At 67.8% G+C, this 17,512-nt stretch carries 14 protein-coding genes; all 14 read left to right on the top strand.

What is annotated here, in order from left to right; all coding sequences use genetic code 11:
- Window positions 1–40: 40 nt before the first annotated feature.
- Complete coding sequence (locus AC1DTF_RS01035; protein WP_057165074.1) at window positions 41–796, top strand: hypothetical protein; 756 nt, start codon at window positions 41–43, stop codon at window positions 794–796.
- Window positions 793–2,115, top strand: coding sequence for a MurL-like N-terminal domain-containing (locus AC1DTF_RS01030; protein WP_477472698.1), 1,323 nt, complete (start codon window positions 793–795; stop codon window positions 2,113–2,115). The genes AC1DTF_RS01035 and AC1DTF_RS01030 overlap by 4 nt, the downstream gene beginning before the upstream one ends.
- Window positions 2,108–3,397, top strand: a complete 1,290-nt coding sequence (locus AC1DTF_RS01025; RefSeq protein ID WP_477472697.1) for a Mur ligase family protein — start codon at window positions 2,108–2,110, stop codon at window positions 3,395–3,397. Before AC1DTF_RS01030 ends, AC1DTF_RS01025 begins: the two co-directional genes overlap by 8 nt.
- 9 nt (window positions 3,398–3,406) lie before the next feature.
- Entirely contained in the window at window positions 3,407–5,563 is a 2,157-nt protein-coding gene (uvrC, locus tag AC1DTF_RS01020) for an excinuclease ABC subunit UvrC (protein ID WP_477472696.1), read from the top strand.
- Entirely contained in the window at window positions 5,560–6,435 is an 876-nt protein-coding gene (gene rapZ, locus AC1DTF_RS01015; RefSeq protein WP_057165078.1) for an RNase adapter RapZ, read from the top strand. The genes uvrC and rapZ overlap by 4 nt, the downstream gene beginning before the upstream one ends.
- The gene (gene yvcK, locus AC1DTF_RS01010) at window positions 6,432–7,466 is read left to right on the top strand and encodes a uridine diphosphate-N-acetylglucosamine-binding protein YvcK (protein WP_057165079.1); all 1,035 of its coding nucleotides are present in this window, start codon (window positions 6,432–6,434) and stop codon (window positions 7,464–7,466) included. Before rapZ ends, yvcK begins: the two co-directional genes overlap by 4 nt.
- On the top strand, window positions 7,463–8,440 hold the full coding sequence (gene whiA / locus AC1DTF_RS01005; protein ID WP_082613957.1) for a DNA-binding protein WhiA: 978 nt from the start codon (window positions 7,463–7,465) through the stop codon (window positions 8,438–8,440). The genes yvcK and whiA overlap by 4 nt, the downstream gene beginning before the upstream one ends.
- 29 nt (window positions 8,441–8,469) lie before the next feature.
- Window positions 8,470–10,242, top strand: coding sequence for an ABC transporter ATP-binding protein (locus AC1DTF_RS01000; protein WP_477472695.1), 1,773 nt, complete (start codon window positions 8,470–8,472; stop codon window positions 10,240–10,242).
- The gene (locus tag AC1DTF_RS00995) at window positions 10,239–11,231 is read left to right on the top strand and encodes a phospholipase D-like domain-containing protein (RefSeq protein ID WP_477472694.1); all 993 of its coding nucleotides are present in this window, start codon (window positions 10,239–10,241) and stop codon (window positions 11,229–11,231) included. Before AC1DTF_RS01000 ends, AC1DTF_RS00995 begins: the two co-directional genes overlap by 4 nt.
- Window positions 11,232–11,342: 111 nt before the next feature.
- Complete coding sequence (gap, locus tag AC1DTF_RS00990) at window positions 11,343–12,365, top strand: type I glyceraldehyde-3-phosphate dehydrogenase (RefSeq protein ID WP_477472693.1); 1,023 nt, start codon at window positions 11,343–11,345, stop codon at window positions 12,363–12,365.
- A 2-nt stretch (window positions 12,366–12,367) separates the two neighbouring features.
- Window positions 12,368–13,597 (top strand): phosphoglycerate kinase, encoded by a 1,230-nt coding sequence (locus tag AC1DTF_RS00985; protein ID WP_477472692.1) that lies wholly within the window; start codon window positions 12,368–12,370, stop codon window positions 13,595–13,597.
- Between the two features lie 21 nt (window positions 13,598–13,618).
- On the top strand, window positions 13,619–14,404 hold the full coding sequence (gene tpiA, locus AC1DTF_RS00980; protein ID WP_477472691.1) for a triose-phosphate isomerase: 786 nt from the start codon (window positions 13,619–13,621) through the stop codon (window positions 14,402–14,404).
- 30 nt (window positions 14,405–14,434) lie between these two features.
- Window positions 14,435–14,671, top strand: coding sequence for a preprotein translocase subunit SecG (gene secG / locus AC1DTF_RS00975; protein WP_057165086.1), 237 nt, complete (start codon window positions 14,435–14,437; stop codon window positions 14,669–14,671).
- Window positions 14,672–14,718: 47 nt separating this feature from the next.
- A partial coding sequence (gene ppc / locus AC1DTF_RS00970) for a phosphoenolpyruvate carboxylase (RefSeq protein ID WP_477472690.1) occupies window positions 14,719–17,512 on the top strand: 2,794 nt, incomplete at its 3' end.

Below are 17,512 nucleotides of genomic sequence, written 5' to 3'. Positions count from 1 at the left end.
CAGTATCGCCGCTGCTGGCTGCGGTAGGATCGGCAAGTCGATGAGTACCTTGGAATTCGTGTCGACGTCGGCCGGCGGCATCGCCGAAAGCGACGCGCCACTCGTCTCAGCACCCGCCCTGGTTGCGGCTCTGGGCACCCATCCGGCGCTCACGGTGCCGCTGGTCAGCGGCCGCACACCCGATAGCGACCTCATCTGGGCGCGCCTGGACGAGGCGGCCCGCTTCTTCGGCCACGACATCCCACCGGCCACCGCACTGCGCGACACCGTGGCGGGCTTCCTCGACGAGGCCACCGTCCGGCACGGCCAGGTAACCCTGGCAGCGCGGGTGATGGTCGTCGACCTCGACGGGCGGGCCCGCTTCGTGGTGTCGGCGTCGGTGATCGACCCGGTACGGTCCGCGCCGGTGGCGCTGACCGTCACCTCGAACCGGGAGGCCGGGCCGGTGCCACACTGGCGTCGGATGGCCGCGCGCACCGCCAGCCGGGCCGAGTCCGACCTCGCCGAACGCGAGCTGGCTGCCGGCGGTTACGCCGACGAGGTTGGCACCGACGGGGAGCTGGTGCACCGTCCGCGGCTGGGCGCGTTGATCCTGGGCACGGCCGAACGTGCCGTCGGCATCGGTGCCGACAGACTGGATTTGTTGCGGGCCGCCGGTCTGCTGGACGGCGTGCGGTACTCCGATGAGCCCGTCCCGATGTCCGGCACCACGCACGCATGGTGGGTGTCACCGCGTTTCGAGACCCATCCCGTCAGCGCCATCGGCGCCCGTCGTCTCGAGGTGGCACCGACATGAGTGAGTCCTTCCGTCCGGAATCCTTCGACGCCTTGGTGATCGACGGCCACGACTGGGTCGACGGCCGGCTCGAACTGCACTACACGCTGCGCGGGCCGGATCCGGTCGGCTTCACCGAGGTGATCGATTTCGGTGACAGCCTGGCCGGCGCGGCGCCGGACCCGTTGCTGTCCCGGCTGCTGACGCTCACCTGCTCGCTGAGCTACTACAAGGCGGCCGCCCCGCCCCGGATCGAGATCGCTTTCCCCACACACGATTTCGAGAAACGCTACCTGAACGCGCTCATCGAGGGCGGGCTCGGTGAGTTCGCCTACACCAACCAGTTGCCCGGTGCGCTGACACCCGAGATCGACGGCCCGGCCGCGACCGACGGGCCTCGACCCGGTGACGACTGGGATCCGGCGGCGACCCCGCTGGTCCCCGTCGGCGGCGGCAAGGATTCGGTGGTCAGCATCGAGGCGTTCCGGCGGCACGGTGTTGCGCCGATGTTGTTCAGCGTCAACCGGTATGACCCCATCGACCGGTGCATCGAGGTCAGCGGCCTGAACAGTGTGCACGTCCGGCGCAGCATCGACCGCCGCCTCATCCAGGCCAACGCCGAGGGCGCCTACAACGGGCATGTGCCGGTGACCGCGATCAACAGCGTGATCGGGTTGATCGTTGCCGACGCCAACGGGTTCGGGCCGGTGGTGCTGTCCAATGAGCGGTCCTCCAACGTCGGCAACGTCGAGTGGCTCGGCCGCGACATCAACCACCAGTGGTCCAAGAGTCTGGCCTACGAGACGCTGCTACGGGACACCCTGGCGCGCCACGGCTTCAACCCGGACCGCTACTTCTCGCTGCTGCGCGGGCTGTCGGAATCGCAGATCGCCGACCGGTTCGCCACCAGCCCCGAGTACTTCGGTGTGTTCACCAGTTGTAACCGGCTGTTCGCGCTCGATCCCAGCCGGCGCGCCAGCTCGTGGTGTGGGCACTGCCCGAAATGCCAGTTCGTCTTCGTGCTGCTGGCGCCGCGACTGGGCCGGCCCACGCTGGAAAAGATCTTCGGCCGCAACCTGTTCGCCGACACCGGGAACCGCGACGGTATCGCCGACATCCTCGGCGTCGGTGTGCACAAGCCGTTCGAATGCGTGGGGGAGTACTACGAGGCCGCCGAGTCCATGCTCGCGGTGATCGACGACCCGCAGTGGCAGGGTCTGGAGTTGGTCGACGAATTCGCCGGGCAGCGTGCGCAATTGGCGGTGGTGGCGGTCAATCCGGATCCCTCACCGGCCGAACACCATGTGCCCGAACGCTATGCGAACCTGCTCGATGACTGAGCTGGCAGGCCGGGTCATCGGTATCTGGGGGCTCGGCAAGGAGGGGCTCTCGATGGCCCGCACCGCCGCCGCACAGGGGGCCGCCCGCATCATCGCGGTCGATGATCGCGCCACCACCGACGCCCCCGACCTGCCCAATCTGACGGTCAGTCATGGACCCGACGCCCCCGAACAGTTGCGCGACACCGATATCGTCTTCGTCAGTCCCGGTGTGCCCTGGCGGCATCCGGTGTTCGCGCAGATGCGTGACGCCGGCCAAGCGGTGTCCAACGCCGCCGACTGGTTCATGGCCCGCCACGGCGCCCACACCGTGGGGATCACCGGCACCAAGGGCAAGAGCACCACCGCAGCCTTCCTCGCGCATCTGCTGGCCGGGCTGGGCGTGCCCGCGGTGGCCGCGGGCAATATCGGCACTCCGCTGTCGGATCTGGACCCGGCCGGGGACGAAWGGGTGGTGGCCGAACTGTCGAGTCAGCAGTGCGCGTTGTTGCACACGCCGCCCGCAGTGGCGGTGATCACCAACCTGTTCCAGGATCACCTCGACTTCCACGGCGACATCGCGTCCTACTACGAGGCCAAATCCCACGTGTTCGGTGCTGCAACGCGCTGCCTCGTCACGACACCCGGTGTCGTCGAATCGCTTCGGCGGATCGGGATCTCGGAGTTTCCCCCGCTGCGCGAACTGGACCCGGCCACGGTCAGAACACCGGCGGGGGACTCGGTGCTGTCCTACGCGCACAACACCGTCAATGCCGCACTGGCGGCGCTGGCGGCCGAGCAGGTGCTGGGGCGCGCGGTGACCGCGGCCGAGGTGGATGCCGCGGCCGCCTCGTTCAGCGGTCTGCCACATCGGCTGCAGACCGTGCGGCGCACCGGGGGTATCCGCTGGATCGACGACACGCTGGCGACCACCGGGGAGGCCGTGGTGGCCGCGCTGACCGCCATGCGATCCGATGAGGAGATCGCACTGATCGTGGGCGGCATGGACCGGGCACTGGACTACCGGCAACTCGACACCTACCTGTGCAGCGGGCAGCGCCGGGTCACCCTCATCCAGGGTCCGACCAATGGCGCCCGCATCGGCACCGGCTTCGCCGCCGCGCACCCCGACCGCACCCATCCGGTGGACAGCCTGCAGGACGCCGTCCGGGTGGCCGCAGCGGTCCCCGGCGTCGACGTGGTGCTGCTGTCCCCGGGGGCGGCAAGTTACGACCTTTTCCGGAACTTCGAAGAAAAAGGCGCCGTGTACTGCGGGTATATCGACGTCGTAGACACGCTCTAACCTGGACCCGTGCCCGATCCAGCGACCTACCGGCCCGCGCCGGGTTCGATTCCCGTCGAACCCGGTGTCTACCGGTTCCGTGATCCGCACGGCCGGGTGATCTACGTCGGCAAGGCCAAGAGCCTGCGCAGCCGCCTCAACTCCTATTTCGCGGACATCTCCGGCCTGGCGCCGCGGACCCGGCAGATGGTGATGACGGCGGGCAGCGTCGAGTGGACCGTGGTGTCCACCGAGGTCGAGGCCCTGCAGCTGGAATACAACTGGATCAAGGAGTTCGACCCGCGGTTCAACATCCGGTACCGCGACGACAAGTCCTACCCGGTGCTGGCGGTGACGCTGAACGAGGAATACCCGCGGCTGTTCGTCTATCGCGGGCCGCGGCGCAAAGGGGTGCGCTACTTCGGGCCCTACTCGCATGCGTGGGCCATCCGGGAGACCCTGGATCTGCTGACCCGGGTGTTCCCGGCGCGCACCTGCTCGGCCGGAGTCTTCAAGCGGCACAAGCAGATCGACCGGCCGTGCCTGCTCGGGTACATCGACAAGTGCTCGGCGCCCTGTATCGGACGGGTCAGTGCCGAACAGCACCGGCAGATCGTGCTGGACTTCTGCGATTTCCTGGCGGGCAAGACCGACCGGCTGGTCCGCGACATGGAGCGGCAGATGAACGCCGCCGCCGAGGAACTCGACTTCGAGCGGGCGGCCCGGCTGCGCGACGACATCGGCGCGCTCAAACGTGCCCTGGAGAAGCAGACCGTGGTGTTCGGTGACGGCACCGATGCCGATGTGGTGGCCTTCGCCGACGACGACCTGGAGGCGGCGGTCCAGGTGTTCCACGTGCGCGGCGGGCGGGTACGCGGGCAGCGCGGCTGGGTGGTCGAAAAGACAGGAGAACCGGGGGATTCGGGCGAGGCGCGCCTGGTGGAGCAGTTCCTCACCCAGTTCTACGGCGATCAGGCCGAACTCGGGGCCGTCGGCGGTCCACAGGACGAGGCCACCAACCCGGTGCCCAAGCAGGTCCTGGTGCCGGTGCTTCCGGAGAACGCCGAGGAACTCACCGACTGGCTGAGCGGACTGCGGGGATCGCGGGTGGACCTGCGGGTGCCGGTACGCGGTGACAAGCGGACGCTGGCCGAGACGGTGCAGCGAAATGCCCAGGATGCGCTGGCGCAGCACAAACTCAAGCGGGCCGGTGACTTCAACGCCAGATCCGAAGCGCTGCAGAGCATCCAGACAACGCTCGAGCTCGCCGATGCGCCGCTCCGGATCGAGTGTGTCGACATCAGCCACGTTCAGGGCACCGATGTGGTGGCCTCGCTGGTGGTCTTCGAGGACGGTCTGCCGCGGAAATCGGACTACCGGCACTACGCCATCCGGGAGGCCGCCGGGGAAGGCCGGTCCGATGATGTGGCGTCCATCGCCGAGGTCACCCGGCGCCGGTTCGCCCGGCACGTCGCCGATGCCGAACAGCCGATGGTGGCCGAAGGCAAATCACGCCGGTTCGCCTACCCACCCAACCTCTACGTCGTCGACGGCGGCGCACCGCAGGTGAACGCCGCGGCCGCGGTGCTGCGCGACCTCGGGGTCACCGATGTCGCGGTGATCGGATTGGCCAAACGTCTGGAAGAGGTCTGGGTGCCCGGCCCGTCGGCGGACCCGGTGATCTTCCCGCGCACCAGCGAGGGGCTCTACCTGTTGCAGCGCATCCGTGACGAGGCTCACCGCTTCGCCATCACGTTCCACCGCAGCAAGCGCTCCAAGCGCATGACCGCCTCGGCGCTGGATTCGGTGCGAGGATTGGGGGAGCACCGGCGCAAGGCGCTGGTGACGCACTTCGGTTCGGTATCGCGTTTGCGCGCAGCCAGCGTCGAGGAGATCACCACGGTGCCCGGAATCGGCGTCGCGACGGCGAAGGCGGTGCTGGAAGCGTTGGGGGTGGCGACGCCCGGCCCGGCGGGTGATGAGATGGACACGCCCATCGATTCCGACACGCCCGAGCCGCTTTTGCACAATGATCGACCCGAAGACGATCGACCCGAAGACGATCGACCCGAAGACGATCGACCCGAAGACGATCGACCCCAACACGGTCCACCCGAAGACGAACAGACCGAACGACAAGCCGACCAGAACTCAGAACAGATATCGGAGTGGCAGACCAGCGAATGAGCGAGGAATCAGGGATCGAAGTCGTCCTGGTCACCGGATTGTCGGGCGCCGGCCGCGGCACCGCCGCCAAAGTGCTCGAAGACCTCGGCTGGTACGTCGCCGACAACCTGCCGCCCGAGCTGATCGCGCGGATGGTGGATCTCGGTCTGGCCGCGGGTTCCCGCATCACCCAGCTGGCGCTGGTGATGGACGTCCGGTCCCGCGGATTCACCGGCGACCTGGATTCGGTGCGCAACGAACTGGCCACCCGCGGTATCCGGCCACGGGTGCTGTTCATGGAAGCCGCCGACGAGATCCTGGTGCGCCGGTACGAGCAGAACCGCCGCAGCCATCCGTTGCAGGGCAATCAAACTCTGGCCGAAGGGATTACCGCCGAACGAGCCATGCTGGCCCCGGTGCGCGCGGTGGCCGACCTGGTCATCGATACGACGACACTGGCGGTGCCCGCGCTGCGGGAGAGCATCGAACGTGCCTTCGGCAGCGAGGCGGTCGCGCACACCAACGTGACAGTGGAATCCTTCGGCTACAAATACGGACTGCCGATGGACGCCGACACCGTCATGGATGTCCGGTTCCTGCCCAACCCGCACTGGGTCGACGAGCTGCGCCCGCACACCGGTCAGCATCCGGCCGTGCGCGACTACGTGCTCGGTCAGGACGGCGCCGCGGAGTTCCTCGATACCTATCATCGGCTGCTGGGGGTGGTGATCGAGGGATACCGCCGGGAAGGCAAGCGCTACATGACGGTGGCCATCGGCTGCACCGGAGGCAAACACCGCAGCGTCGCCATCGCCGAGGCGCTGGCCGGCCGGCTGGAGGCCGATGACCACCTGACGGTGCGGGCACTGCACCGGGATCTGGGTCGCGAATGACGGCGGGTCCAACGCGCGTCGTCGCGCTCGGCGGCGGCCACGGTCTGTACGCGACGCTGTCGGCGGCCCGTCGGCTCACCCCGCATGTCACCGCCGTGGTGACCGTCGCCGACGATGGTGGTTCCTCCGGGCGGCTGCGCAGCGAACTCGACATCGTGCCGCCCGGCGATCTGCGAATGGCCTTGGCCGCATTGGCCTCTGACTCACCGCACGGCCGTCTGTGGGCGACGATCATCCAGCACCGTTTCGGCGGCAGCGGCGCGCTGGCGGGTCACCCGATCGGCAATCTGCTGCTCGCCGGTCTCAGCGAGGTGCTCGCCGATCCGGTCGCCGCGCTCGACGAACTGGGCCGCATCCTCGACCTCAAGGGCCGGGTGCTGCCGATGTGCCCGCTGGCGCTGCAGATCGAAGCCGACGTGGCCGGGCTGGAATCCGATCCGCGGATGTTCCGGGTGATCCGCGGTCAGGTCGCGGTGGCGACCACGGTCGGTCAGGTCCGCCGGGTACGGCTGCTGCCGGGCGATCCGCCCGCGACGCGGCAGGCCGTCGACGCGATCATGGCCGCCGATCTGGTGGTGCTGGGCCCCGGGTCGTGGTTCACCAGCGTGATCCCGCATGTGCTGGTTCCCGGATTGGCCTCGGCACTGAATGCGACCGGCGCGCGACGGGCACTGGTGCTCAATCTGGCGGCCGAGCCGGGGGAGACCGCTGGTTTCTCCGCCGAACGTCACATTCACGTTCTGGCCCAGCATGCTCCCGGCTTCCAGGTGGACGACATCATCATCGACGCGTCGCGGGTGCCCAGTGACAGGGAGCGCGAACAACTGGCACGCACGGCCACGCTGCTCGGCGCGAATGTGGAGTTTGCCGCGGTATCCCGACCTGGTACACAGTTACACGACCCGTCGATGCTGGCTGCAGCGCTGGAAGGGGTACGGGTGCGTGGCCGGGAGCCCGGCCCACCCGGTGAGCAGGACCAGGACGGACAACAGACAATGAACGGACCAAGGGGGGACGAGTCGTGGCGATGACGGCCGAGGTCAAGGACGAGCTGAGCCGTCTGGTCGTGAACTCGGTCAGTGCGCGGCGCGCGGAGGTGTCCGCGCTGCTCCGGTTCGCCGGCGGCCTGCACATCGTCGCCGGCCGGGTGGTGGTCGAAGCCGAGGTCGACCTCGGCATCATCGCGCGCCGGCTGCGCAAGGACATCCACGACCTCTACGGCTACAACGCCGTGGTGCACGTGCTGTCGGCCAGTGGCATCCGCAAGAGCACCCGCTACGTGGTGCGGGTCGCCAAAGACGGTGAAGCCCTGGCGCGGCAAACCGGGCTGCTCGACCTGCGGGGCCGCCCGGTTCGCGGGTTGCCCGCCCAGGTGGTCGGCGGCAGTGTCAACGACGCCGAAGCGGCTTGGCGTGGCGCGTTTTTGGCGCACGGCTCGCTCACCGAGCCCGGCCGTTCCTCGGCACTGGAGGTCAGCTGCCCGGGTCCCGAGGCCGCGCTGGCCCTGGTCGGTGCCGCCCGCCGGCTCGGGATCAGCGCCAAGGCGCGCGAGGTGCGCGGCAGCGACCGGGTGGTGGTGCGCGACGGCGAGGCGATCGGGGCACTGCTGACCCGGATGGGTGCGCAGGACACCCGGCTCACCTGGGAGGAACGCCGGATGCGGCGCGAGGTCCGGGCGACCGCCAACAGGCTGGCCAACTTCGATGACGCCAACCTGCGGCGCTCGGCGCGCGCTGCGGTGGCCGCCGCGGCCCGGGTGGAACGCGCCCTCAACATTCTCGGCGACACCGTCCCCGACCATCTGGCGCAGGCCGGCCGGTTGCGGGTCGAGCACCGGCAGGCCTCACTGGAGGAGCTGGGCCGGCTGGCCGAACCGCCGATGACCAAAGATGCCGTGGCAGGACGCATTCGGCGACTGCTGTCGATGGCCGACCGCAAGGCCAAGCAGGACGGTATCCCCGACACCGAGTCGGCGGTCACCCCGGACCTGCTCGAAGACGCCTAGGAGCCGATCGAGACGAGGCGACGGTCACGATGAGACTGATCCTTGAACTGATCCGCCCCTACCGGTGGCTGGTCGCCGGCATCTTCGCGGTGCTCCTGGTCCAGATCGCGATGGGCCTTGCCGCGCCCTGGCCGCTCAAGATCGTGCTGGACAGCGTCATCGGCCACCACCCGTTGCCCGAGTGGTTGCATCGCCTGCTGCCGCTGCTGGGCGGTGAGGGCCGGATGCACATCGCCGGTCTGGCGGCGATCATGGTCCTCATCATCGCCGTCATCGCCGCGGTGGCGACCTACGTGGCGACCTATCTGACCGAGACCGTCGGCCAGCGCATCGGCAACGACCTGCGCACCCGGGCGTACCACCATCTGCAGCAGCTGTCGTTGAACTATTTCGACACCCACCGCGTCGGGCCCATCCTGAGCACACTCACCGACGATGTCGACACCATCCAGGATTTCGCGTCGGCCTCGACGCTGGGTATCGCCACCGATCTGCTGACCATCGTGGGAATGATGTCGCTGATGCTGTGGCTGCAGTGGGACTTCACCCTCATCGCCCTCGCGGTGGCGCCACTGCTGCTGTTGTTCGTGTCGCGGATCCGTAAGATGGTCAAGGCGGCCACCCACGAAGTACGCAGACGGGAATCCGACATCGTGGCGGTCGCGGAGGAGGGCCTGCAGTCCATCCGCGTGGTCAAGGCGTTCGACCGGGAGGATCTGCAGGAGCGTCAACTCGCGATCGCTGGACAGCAGGCGGTCGACGCGGCTCTCAACGCGCGGCGGGTGAAATCGGTCGTATCGCCCATCGTGGCCGTGGTCGTCGCCGCGTGCACGGCGGTGGTGTTGTGGCGGGGATCGGCGCTCGTCATCGCGGGCACCATGACCGCGGGCACGCTCACCGTCTTCATCTCCTATCTGGCCTCGTTCTTCAAACCCGTCCAGGATCTGGCCAAACTCACCAACACCATCGCGATGGCCTCGGTCGGGGTGGACCGGGTCAACGCACTGCTCACCGCCGAGACCGGCATCGAGGAGAAGCCCGACGCGGTGGACCCCGTCGATGTCCGGGGCGCGATCGGTTTCGAGCGGGTGGCGTTCAGCTACGACGGCGCGACGCCGGTGTTGCGGGATGTCACTTTCGAGGTGCAGCCGGGGCAGCTGGTCGGCGTGGTCGGCCACACCGGCAGCGGAAAGTCCAGTCTGGTCAGCCTGATTCCGCGGTTCTACGACCCCAGTGTGGGCACGGTGCGCATCGACGGGGTCGACGTGCGCGACTACAAACTCCATGAATTGCGCCGCCAGATCGCCTACGTGCTGCAGGACACGGTGCTGTTCCGCGGCACCATCCGGGACAACATCGCCTTCGGCAGGCCCGAGGCCGATCACGACGAGATCGTCGAGATGGCCAAGCTGGCCAACGCACACGAGTTCATCTCCGAGATGCCGCAGGGCTATGACAGCGCGGTCGGCGATCGCGGTCTCACCCTGTCCGGTGGTCAGCGTCAACGCATCGGGATCGCCCGTGCCCTCATCCGGGACAGTCCGATCCTGATTCTCGACGAGCCGACCGCGGCCCTGGACGCGGAGTCCGAGCACCTGGTCATGTCCGCGCTGCAGCGATTGATGCGGGACCGTACGGTGATCACGATTGCCCACCGGCTCAGCACGATTCGCGATTCCGACAAGATCGTCGTGCTGGAGGAGGGGCGTGTGGTCGAGGAGGGCACGCACAATCAGCTGCTGACGGCGGGTGGCAGGTATGCCGACCTGCACCGCATCCAATACGAGGACGACACTCCGTGACACGTTCGCTGATCATTCTTCCCGACGATTCGGCGAAGCCGGTGCTCGATGCGATCCACGGCGCCACCCGGTCGGTGCGCGTCAAGATGTTCGCCTTCAGTCACCGGGCCCTGCTGGACGCGGTGGTCGCCGCGCACCGGCGGGGCGTGAATGTGAAGGTGATGCTGAACCCCGAACGCCGCGACGGGGAGGCCGACAACGACGCCGCCCGCGAGATGTTGCAGGGTTTCGGCATCGATGTCCGCACCAGCAACCCGGCCTTCGACATCACCCACGAGAAGTCGATGGTGATCGACGACGAGCATGCCTTCGTCGAATCGCTGAACTGGACCGATGACAATTTCACCCGCACCCGCGACTACGCGGTGGTCACACCCAGCGCCTACGAAGTGAGCGAGATCATCGACTGCTTCGAAGCGGACTGGGCCCGTGAGGATTTCGCCCCGGGTGCCGGGGCGCACCTGATCTGGTGCCCGACCAACGGCAGGCATCGCATCGCCGATTTCATCGACAGCGCCCAGCACACGCTGTTCCTGCAGAACGAGCGCTACCAGGACCCGGTGATCATCGAACGCCTGGTCCGGGCGAAACGTCGCGGGGTGAAGGTGCACGTGATGGCCCGGGCGGCGCATCACCTCAAGGACGGCAAGCTGGTCGAAGGTGTCAGCGGTATGCGCATCCTCGACGACGTCGGGATCAAGATCCACCGCCTCAAGCACATGAAGCTGCACGCCAAGATGATTCTCGCCGATCACGAGCGGGCCGTCGTCGGCTCGATCAACTTCTCACCGGGCAGCTTCGACCACCGCCGCGAGCTCGCCATCCAGGTCACCGACCACCAGATCACCACCCGGCTGAACGAGGTCGCCCATCATGACTGGAAACACTCCGAGGCCATGGACCTCTCCGATGCCGGGCTGATCGCCGATCTCACCGGCCGCGACCCACGTGATGTCGACCAACTCGCCCTGCACGACGCGGACGACTGAACGTGCTGTGACCGGTACGTCTGACCAGCGTGCACGCGCAGGAACCGGCACTACTAGGCTGGCCTGCGAGCAGTTCACCGCGATTTCCCTCGACGATCTAGGAGAGACACTGTGACCATTCGGGTAGGCGTCAACGGCTTCGGCCGCATCGGACGCAACTTCTTCCGCGCCCTCGACGCGCAGAAGACCGCGGGCAAGAACACCGACATCGAGATCGTCGCGGTCAACGACCTGACCTCCAACGCCACCCTGGCGCATCTGCTGAAGTTCGACTCGATCCTGGGCCGGCTGCCCTACGACGTCTCCCTTGAGGGTGAGGACACCATCGTCGTCGGCGACACCAAGATCAAGGCTCTTGAGGTCAAGGAAGGCCCGGCGGCGCTGCCCTGGGGCGACCTGGGCGTCGACATCGTCGTGGAGTCCACCGGCATCTTTACCAAGCGCGACAAGGCGCAGGGTCACCTGGACGCCGGCGCCAAGAAGGTCATCATCTCCGCGCCCGCCAGCGATGAGGACATCACCATCGTGCTCGGCGTCAACGACGACAAGTACGACGGCAGCCAGAACATCATCTCCAACGCCTCGTGCACCACGAACTGCCTCGGCCCGCTGGCCAAGGTGCTCAACGACGAGTTCGGCATCGTCAAGGGCCTGATGACCACGATCCACGCCTACACCCAGGATCAGAACCTGCAGGACGGCCCGCACAGCGACCTGCGTCGCGCCCGTGCCGCCGCCATCAACATCGTGCCCACTTCCACCGGTGCGGCCAAGGCCATCGGCCTGGTGCTGCCCGAGCTGAAGGGAAAGCTGGACGGCTACGCGCTGCGGGTGCCGATCCCCACGGGTTCGGTCACCGACCTCACCGCCGAGCTGAGGAAGTCGGCCACCGCCGACGAGATCAACGCCGCCATGAAGGCCGCTGCCGAGGGCAAGCTCAAGGGCATCCTGAAGTACTACGACGCGCCGATCGTCTCCAGCGACATCGTCACCGACCCGCACAGCTCGCTGTTCGACTCGGGCCTGACCAAGGTCATCGACAACCAGGCCAAGGTCGTCTCCTGGTACGACAACGAGTGGGGCTACTCCAACCGCCTCGTGGATCTGGTTGCGCTGGTCGGTAAGTCGCTGTAGTCATGGTCGCCACTCTCGACGATCTATTGAACGAGGGTCCCGACGGGGTCAGGGGTCGGGGCGTCCTCGTGCGCTCCGACCTGAACGTCCCCCTCGACGACGACGGCGCCATCACCGACCCCGGCCGCATCATCGCCTCGGTGCCGACGCTGAAGGCGCTCGCCGAGGCCGGCGCCAAGGTCGTCGTGACCGCGCATCTCGGCCGCCCCAAGGGCGAGCCGGACCCCAAGTTCTCGCTCGCCCCGGTGGCCGCGGCGCTGGGAGAGCAGCTGGGACGCCACGTCCAGCTCGCCGGCGACGTGGTGGGCACCGACGCACTGGCGCGCGCCGAGGGCCTCACCGACGGTGACGTGCTGCTGCTGGAAAACATCCGGTTCGACGCCCGGGAGACCAGCAAGGACGACGCCGAACGCCTGGCGCTGGCCAAGGCGCTGGCCGGGCTCGTCGAGGGTGCCGACGGAACGCCGGGGGCCTTCGTGTCCGACGGTTTCGGCGTGGTGCACCGCAAGCAGGCCTCGGTATACGACGTCGCCACCCTGCTGCCGCACTACGCGGGCACGCTGGTGGCCACCGAGGTCAAGGTGCTCGAGCAGCTGACCAGCTCGACCGAGCGGCCCTACGCGGTGGTGCTCGGCGGCTCCAAGGTGTCCGACAAGCTCGCGGTCATCGAGAACCTCGCGACCAAGGCCGACAGCATCGTCATCGGTGGCGGCATGTGCTACACCTTCCTTGCCGCGCAAGGACTTTCGGTGGGCGATTCGCTGTGCCAGGTCGAGATGATCGACACCTGCAAGAAGCTGCTGGAGACCTACGGCGACGTGATCCACCTGCCGGTGGACATCGAGGTGGCCGACGGATTCGCCGCCGATTCACCGCACGAGACGGTGGCTGCGGACAAGATCCCGGACGGCAAGATGGGCCTGGACATCGGCCCGGAGTCGGTCAAGCGTTTCGCCGCGCTGCTGTCCAACGCCAAGACGGTGTTCTGGAACGGCCCGATGGGCGTGTTCGAGTTCCCGGACTTCGCCGCCGGCACCAAGGGTGTCGCCGAGGCGATCATCGGTGCCACCGGCAAGGGCGCGTTCAGCGTGGTCGGCGGCGGCGACTCGGCGGCTGCGGTGCGCCAGCTCGGGCTGCCCGACGACGGCTTCTCGCACATCTCGACCGGCGGCGGCGCGTCGCTGGAATACCTCGAGGGCAAAACCCTGCCCGGCATCGATGTCCTGAAATAGACGTACTGGAGTCGCAGAAATATGGCACGTAAGCCGCTCATCGCCGGCAACTGGAAGATGAACCTCAATCATTTCGAGGCCATCGCGCTGGTGCAGAAGATCGCATTCGCCTTGCCGGACAAGTACTTCGACAAGGTCGACGTCACCGTCATCCCGCCGTTCACCGATCTGCGCAGCGTGCAGACCCTGGTGGACGGGGACAAGCTGCGACTGACCTACGGCGCGCAGGATGTGTCCCAGCACGATTCCGGCGCCTACACCGGTGAGATCAGTGGCTCGTTCCTGGCCAAGCTGGGTGTCACCTTCGCCGTCGTCGGGCACTCCGAGCGGCGCACCTACCACCACGAGGATGACGCGGTGGTGGCCGCCAAGGCGCTCGCCGCGCTCAAGCACGGTCTCACCCCGATCGTGTGCATCGGTGAGCAGCTCGAGGTGCGTGAAGCCGGCGATCACGTGGAGTTCAACGTCAACTCGTTGCGTGCCTCGCTGGCCGGGCTGTCCGCCGAGCAGATCAACCAGGTGGTGATTGCCTACGAGCCGGTGTGGGCGATCGGCACCGGCCGGGTGGCCAGCGCCGCGGACGCGCAGGAAGTGTGTGCGGCCATCCGCACGGAACTCGCCGCGCTGTCGTCCAAGGAGATCGCCGCCGGCGTGCGGGTGCTCTACGGCGGGTCGGTCAACGCCAAGAACGTGGGCGAGATCGTGGGACAGACCGACGTGGACGGTGCGCTGGTCGGTGGCGCCTCGCTGGACGGGGAGCAGTTCGCCACCCTGTCCGCGATCGCCGCCGGTGGGCCACTCCCGTAACAGCTGACCCCACCCGGTAAACTCTCCGCCATGGAACTCGCTCTGCAGATCGTGCTGATCATCACCAGTCTCCTGGTGGTGCTGCTCGTCCTGCTGCACCGGGCCAAGGGCGGCGGTCTCTCGACGCTCTTCGGTGGTGGCGTGCAGTCCAGCCTGTCCGGTTCGACCGTCGTGGAGAAGAACCTGGACCGCCTGACGCTCTTCGTCATCGGCATCTGGCTGGTGTCGATCGTCGGTATGGCATTGCGCATCAAGTACAACGCGTAGAACCGTCTCGTTCTGCAGTACCGTTCCCGCACGTCGATACTTGAGTGATGGCAGACCGCACCGACACCGCACTGGAACCGATCGGCTCGGTGCAACGCACCACTGGTGGTCGCGAGGCGACCGAGCCCATGCGCGAGGACATTCGACTTCTCGGTGCGATTCTCGGCGACACCGTCCGCGACCAGAACGGCGACACCGTCTTCGATCTGGTGGAACGGGCCCGGGTGGAATCCTTCCGGGTGCGGCGCTCCGAGATCGACCGCGCCGAGCTGGCCGGGCTGTTCCGCGATATCGACGTCCACCAGGCCATCCCGGTGATCCGCGCGTTCACCCATTTCGCCTTGCTGGCCAACGTGGCCGAGGACATTCACCGGGAACGGCGCCGGGCGGTACACGAGGCCGCCGGCGAACCGCCGCAGGACAGCAGCCTGGCCGCCACCTACCTCAAACTCGATGACGCCCAGCTCGACGCGGCCGCGGTCGCCGACGCACTGACCGGTGCACTGGTGTCACCGGTGATCACCGCGCACCCGACCGAGACCCGTCGCCGCACGGTGTTCGACACCCAGCACCACATCACCGAACTGATGCGGCTGCGCCTGCACGGGCACACCCGCACCGACACCGGCCGCGATATCGAAACCGAATTGCGCAGGCACATCCTCACGTTGTGGCAGACCGCGCTGGTGCGGCTGTCGCGGCTGAAGATCTCCGACGAGATCGAGACCGGGCTGCGGTATTACCCGGCCGCCTTCCTCGACGTCATCCCACGGGTCAACGCCGAGGTGCGCACCGCCCTGCAGGAACGGTTCCCGGGAACGGAGCTGCTGGCCACGCCGATCCTGCGGCCCGGATCCTGGATCGGTGGTGACCGGGACGGCAACCCGAACGTCGACGCCGACGTGGTGCGGCTGGCCACCGGGCGGGCCGCGTTCACCGCGTTCACCCACTACTTCAGCGAGATCACCACGCTGGAGGAGGAACTGTCGATGTCGGCACGGCTGGTGCAGGTCAGCCCGGCTCTGGAAGCGCTGGCCGATGCCTGCGCCGAGCCCGCCCGCAGCGATGAGCCCTACCGCCGCGCGCTGCGGGTCATCCACGCCCGGCTCACCGCCACCGCCGGGCAGATCCTGGACCGTCGCCCCGAGCGCGGACTCGATCTGGGACTGCCCGCCTACGACTCGCCCGGCCAGCTGCTCGACGACCTCGACGCCGTCGACGAATCGCTACGCGTCAACGGTTCCGCGGTGCTCGCCGATGATCGACTGGGCCGGCTGCGGGAAGCGGTGCGGGTCTTCGGCTTCCATCTTTCCGGGCTCGACATGCGGCAGAACTCCGAGGTGCACGAGCAGGTCGTCGCTGAACTGCTGGCCTGGGCCGGCGTGCACCCCGACTACGCCGCACTGTCCGAGGATGAGCGGGTGACGTTGCTGGCCGCCGAGATCGGCACCCGCCGTCCGCTGATCGGACCGGGCGCCGACCTGTCCGAGCTGGCCGCCAAGGAACTCGGCATCGTCGGCGCGGCGGCCCGTGCGGTGCAGGTGTTCGGAGCCGAGGCGGTGCCGAACTACATCATCTCGATGTGCCAGTCGGTCTCGGACATGCTGGAGGCGGCGGTGCTGCTCAAGGAGGCCGGCCTGCTGGACGTCTCCGGCGACCAGGCCTACGCACCCGTGGGCATCGTGCCGCTGTTCGAGACCATCGACGATCTGCAGCGCGGCTCCTCGATCCTGGAATCCGCCCTGGACGTGCCGGTCTACGCGGCCGCGGTCGCCGCGCGCAACGGTCACCAGGAAGTGATGCTGGGCTATTCCGATTCCAACAAGGACGGCGGCTACCTGGCGGCGAACTGGGCGCTGTACCGGGCCGAACTGGACCTCGTCGAATCGGCGCGCAAGACCGGAATCCGGTTGCGGCTGTTCCACGGTCGCGGGGGGACGGTCGGCCGTGGTGGCGGCCCCAGCTATGACGCCATCCTGGCTCAACCGCCCGGCGCGGTGAAGGGGTCGCTGCGGATCACCGAGCAGGGCGAGGTGATCGCCGCGAAGTACGCCGAGCCGAGGATCGCGCACCGCAACCTGGAGACACTGTTGGCGGCGACGCTGGAATCCACCCTGCTCGACACCGAGGGGCTGGGGGAGTTCGCCGAAAGCGCCTACTCGGTGCTCGACGATCTGGCCGCCCGCGCGCAACGTGCCTACTCCGAATTGGTCCATGAGACACCGGGATTCGTGGAGTACTTCAAGGAGTCCACGCCGGTGAGTGAGATCGGGGCGCTCAATATCGGCAGCCGTCCGACCTCGCGGAAACCGACCACCGCCATCTCGGATCTGCGGGCGATCCCCTGGGTACTGGCCTGGAGCCAGTCGCGGGTGATGCTGCCCGGCTGGTACGGCACCGGGACCGCGTTCGAGGAGTACATCGCCGGCGACGACGCCAGGCTCGACACCCTGCGCGATCTCTACCAGCGCTGGCCGTTCTTCCGGACGGTGCTGTCGAACATGGCTCAGGTGCTGGCCAAATCCGATCTGGGCCTGGCCGCCCGGTACTCCGAGCTGGTGGCCGACGAGGACCTGCGGGCCCGGGTCTTCGACAAGATCGTCGCCGAACACGAGCGCACCGTGCGGATCCACGGGCTGATCACCGGGCAGGACGATCTGCTCGCCGACAACCCCGCGCTGGCCCGGTCGGTGTTTAACCGGTTCCCCTACCTGGAGCCGCTGAACCACCTGCAGGTCGAACTGCTGCGCCGGTTCCGGTCCGGCGACGAAGACGAACTGGTGCAGCGGGGCATCCTGCTCACCATGAGCGGGCTGGCCAGCGCGCTGCGTAACTCCGGTT

This window comes from Mycobacterium sp. P4_H6 (assembly GCF_056400845.1).
The sequence above is the reverse complement of the archived record's forward strand: the minus strand, read 5'-3'. Positions and strand labels throughout refer to the sequence as shown.